The organism is candidate division WOR-3 bacterium (genome assembly GCA_026418155.1).
In the GTDB taxonomy this organism is placed as follows: Bacteria; Hydrothermota; Tepidihabitantia; order Tepidihabitantales; family CAIPLT01; genus JAOABV01.
The window spans coordinates 1-3,441 of record JAOABV010000086.1; the positions used below are offsets into that span (position 1 = coordinate 1).

Consider the following 3,441-nt stretch of genomic DNA (forward strand, 5'->3'; position numbering starts at 1 on the left):
CAACCACATACCCCACTTTGCTTAACGCTAATCGCAATATTGAGGTAGGTATTGGCGACGATGCTTGTATAATTAAAGACGGTACTATCATTACAACTGATGCTTATATCGAAGATATCCATTTCTCCTTAGACTATTTCAGTTTTTATGAAATTGGCCAAAGAGTAGTTTGCGGAACTTTATCTGATATTGCGGCAATGGCAGGTATGCCTATAGCGATTTTTGTTTCTGCCTTATTGCCTTCACAATTAAGCCCAAAACAACTCAAAGAATTATATTCAGGAATGTTGAGCATCTCGAATCGGTTCTCGTGTGAGATTGCAGGCGGTGACATTGTTGCTTATCCTAAATTAGGTCTAATTCTTACTGCAATCGGCAAAACGAAAAATGCGAAATTACGCTCAACCGCTACACCTAATGAATATTTGTACATTACCGGATATTGTGGGTTGTCGGAAACTGGAAGATTAGCCTTGAAAAACAAACTGTTAAGAAAAGATTTTAAGCAGTCAATAAAAAGACATCTTTGTCCGATACCAAGAATTAATGAAGCCATCAAACTTAAAAAATTTATTAATGCCTTAATTGATACTTCCGACGGGCTTTCGACCGATGCATTTCATTTGGCCGAAGAGAGCAAAGTAAAAATAAAAATATTTGCGGACAAGATTCCAATCCATAAAGAAACAAAGATGCGACTATCTAAGAATATAAATTATATTTTGAATATAGCATTAAATGGGGGAGAGGATTACGAATTATTATTTACTTCACCATACAAGAATCTGCCATCAGAAATTCTTGGCACGAAAATTACTCGAATTGGAATCGTCGAAAAAGGGAAAGGCGTGTATTTAGTCAAAGATACTCAAGAGGCAAAATTAGAACCAAAAGGTTACGACCATTTCAGATAATAAGCAATGAGGCAATAAAAAAGATATATTTAGATATATGATGACCCTAAAAGAAGAATTAAATTGAGTTATTGAAATCCGAGAAATAATCAAATTTTCTGATAAGTTGGTATAATAAAAACGCCTGTACCAATCAAATAAGTCAGAAAATCCCCATATTTTGTGGAATTTTAGAAATAAGATAGTTATGGGCATAATAAAAATGTCGGCACTAATCGAATGAGCCACCGCTCTGTTTGACCGAGAAGGCAAAAGATTAGGTGACTTTATCGGCTATCCTATTGATAATCCAGAGGTTAAATCATTCGGTTACTTAAAGGACAATCTAAATATCTGTAGATTGTGCGGTCAGTAGGGTATGCCGGCGGGTTGCCGAGGGGTATGCCCTCCGGCTTGCCCCCTGGCTTGCCGACCGGCTTACCTATTAGGTGACCGAAAGTGTCAGGTAAGCCGGTGGTTAAAGCGAAAGTATTATTGAGTTGGTTACAGGATTGTTTATCAACAAAACATTTGGACGGAACATTAAAAAAATATGCCTATCTTTGAATTACAAGAACTTCCACAAACATTGCTAATATTTCCTTTTCTTCTTCTTTTTTTATTTTATTAATATTTATCACTTGCGTATCAAGTTCAGGTCATTTAAGGTTCTTAAATCTTTAAAACTTCTTTATTATTTATTATTTCTTATTACTTTCCTAAAACCTTGCATTGATTAATTTAAAATCAAGTGCAATAATTGTTTTACTGTCATCATTATTCTCTGGTCTTAATCCGATGCTTGGCAACCCAAATCGTGTGTCATTATACCCAAAATCATCGCTACTATTTCAGCTTAAATTATAACCGACAACTGCACCAAAACAATTTCCAAGTAATGCAGTTGGAATCATTACCCAAGATATCTTATCAGGATTTATTCTGCTTATTCCAAATCCAATTCCCAGACCGAGAGCGCTTCCAATGACAGCACCGCCAAAAGATGTGCTAAATTTTCCTTCTTGATTCAATCTTTTACCAACCTGTGCTGTACCGGCGGCAGAAGATGCGGGTATTATAATTAATGCAGTTAATCCAGCAAAAAGTAATGGTCCGATAGAAGAATTTGTGCTTGTATTTAAAATCGGAATTGACATACTTGGGTCGCCAGGAGGGTGTGTTTCTTCGATTGTGAACATAGATGAAATTGCAAGTCCGATAAGTAGACATCCAGTTCCACCACAACATATAGTTCCACCAAGCGCACCGGCGAACTCAGCAGCGTATATACCAAAAGAGGTTTTTTTCTCATAAAGATCTTGTGTATATTGAGTTTGAGCAGAAATAAGATTAAACATAAATAAAGGAAATAATACACAAAGAACCTTTTTCATCTTTTTATCTCTCTGTACAACCGAGCTTTGATTAATTTAAAATAAAGTTCCAACATTCTTCTCATATTCAATTTCTTCTTTTATGTGAAGTATTGTTTTTTATTACTTTCACTCTCTATTCATTTTAATTTGCATTTAATAAAGCGTATTGGTTAAGTTTTAAAAGGGAAATTATTTTTATTGACGTCCCACATTACTATTTTTATATCGGTCGATACCCAGGTTTTTAAGATATTATTAACACGGCAACAATTCTTAAAAACAGACGCCAATCCATGCTAAAGCCCACTTTTCAAAAAACCATTAGAATATAAAGTTATTTTTAAGAAATGTCAAGGGTGAAAATCATATAATCGACTGGAAATGGTCATTATCGCACCAGATATAATGGGAACTGATAGATTATCATCAATTGCAATTGGTAGAACTTCAATAAAGGTTGCGGTAAGACTTCCGACAAAAATTGTCAGTAGTGAAATCGGTAAATAGATATGAATAATATATCCAAAAACAAAACATGCCATAAAATGAGCCAGGGTTCCTTCTAAAGTTTTATTAAATAGTTTGGTTTTGCCATAAACTAACCCCAACATTACAGCTGACATATCGCCAAAGATTAGAAAAGTAACCGCAGTAAATGCAATCTTCTGTTCGAATAAGAGAAAACAGAGAAAACATGACATTAGAAATAGAGTCATTGAAGACATTCGCACTGATTCTTTTTCTTTAAACATCTTAAATACTTTGCCAATGTCTTTTAAGAAGAATTGGTTGACTCTTCTGCTAATAATTCTTGAGAAATCAAGAAAGAAAAATATTGCCAGCACTGTTCCGATTAAAGTGATTAAGGTTAGTTTGGAGATAAAGAAACTTAGAATAGGAAATGCCATTGCTGCAGGCCGCAAAAGTTTTCGCCATAATCTTAAATCAGGATGTTTCTCAGTATCAATTTTCAAAAGTTGGAAACGGATAATATTACTAATTCCCAGATATAACAAATATCCAGCAATGACAAGTGTGGTAATTAAAATCCAATTAAATGGGGTGCGTAGAATTAGAAAGTAAATAAATAATGGCAATACGGTAATTGATAATAGTTCTTGGGTTCGTGAAATGAACCAGACAATCGCAATGACTAATAGGATTACAATTAA

Annotated in this window: 3 protein-coding genes; 1 reads left to right on the forward strand and 2 read right to left on the reverse strand. The window is 34.4% G+C overall.

Annotated features, from left to right (window positions below; genetic code table 11):
• The coding region (thiL, locus tag N2201_07345) for a thiamine-phosphate kinase (protein ID MCX7786013.1) at window positions 1–914 on the forward strand (914 nt) is incomplete at its 5' end.
• Between the two features lie 830 nt (window positions 915–1,744).
• Here the strand turns inward: thiL and N2201_07350 are convergent.
• Window positions 1,745–2,287 carry a hypothetical protein gene (locus N2201_07350; protein ID MCX7786014.1) on the reverse strand — a complete coding sequence of 181 codons (543 nt, stop codon included), beginning with the start codon at window positions 2,285–2,287 and terminating at the stop codon, window positions 1,745–1,747.
• 332 nt (window positions 2,288–2,619) lie between these two features.
• Window positions 2,620–3,441: hypothetical protein (locus N2201_07355; protein MCX7786015.1), on the reverse strand; the 822-nt coding region annotated here is incomplete at its 5' end.

Coding starts and splice junctions, on each gene's coding strand:
- N2201_07350 (MCX7786014.1), bottom strand. CDS start 2,287: ATGAAAAAGGTTCTTTGTGTATTATTTCCTTTATTTATGTTTAATCTT.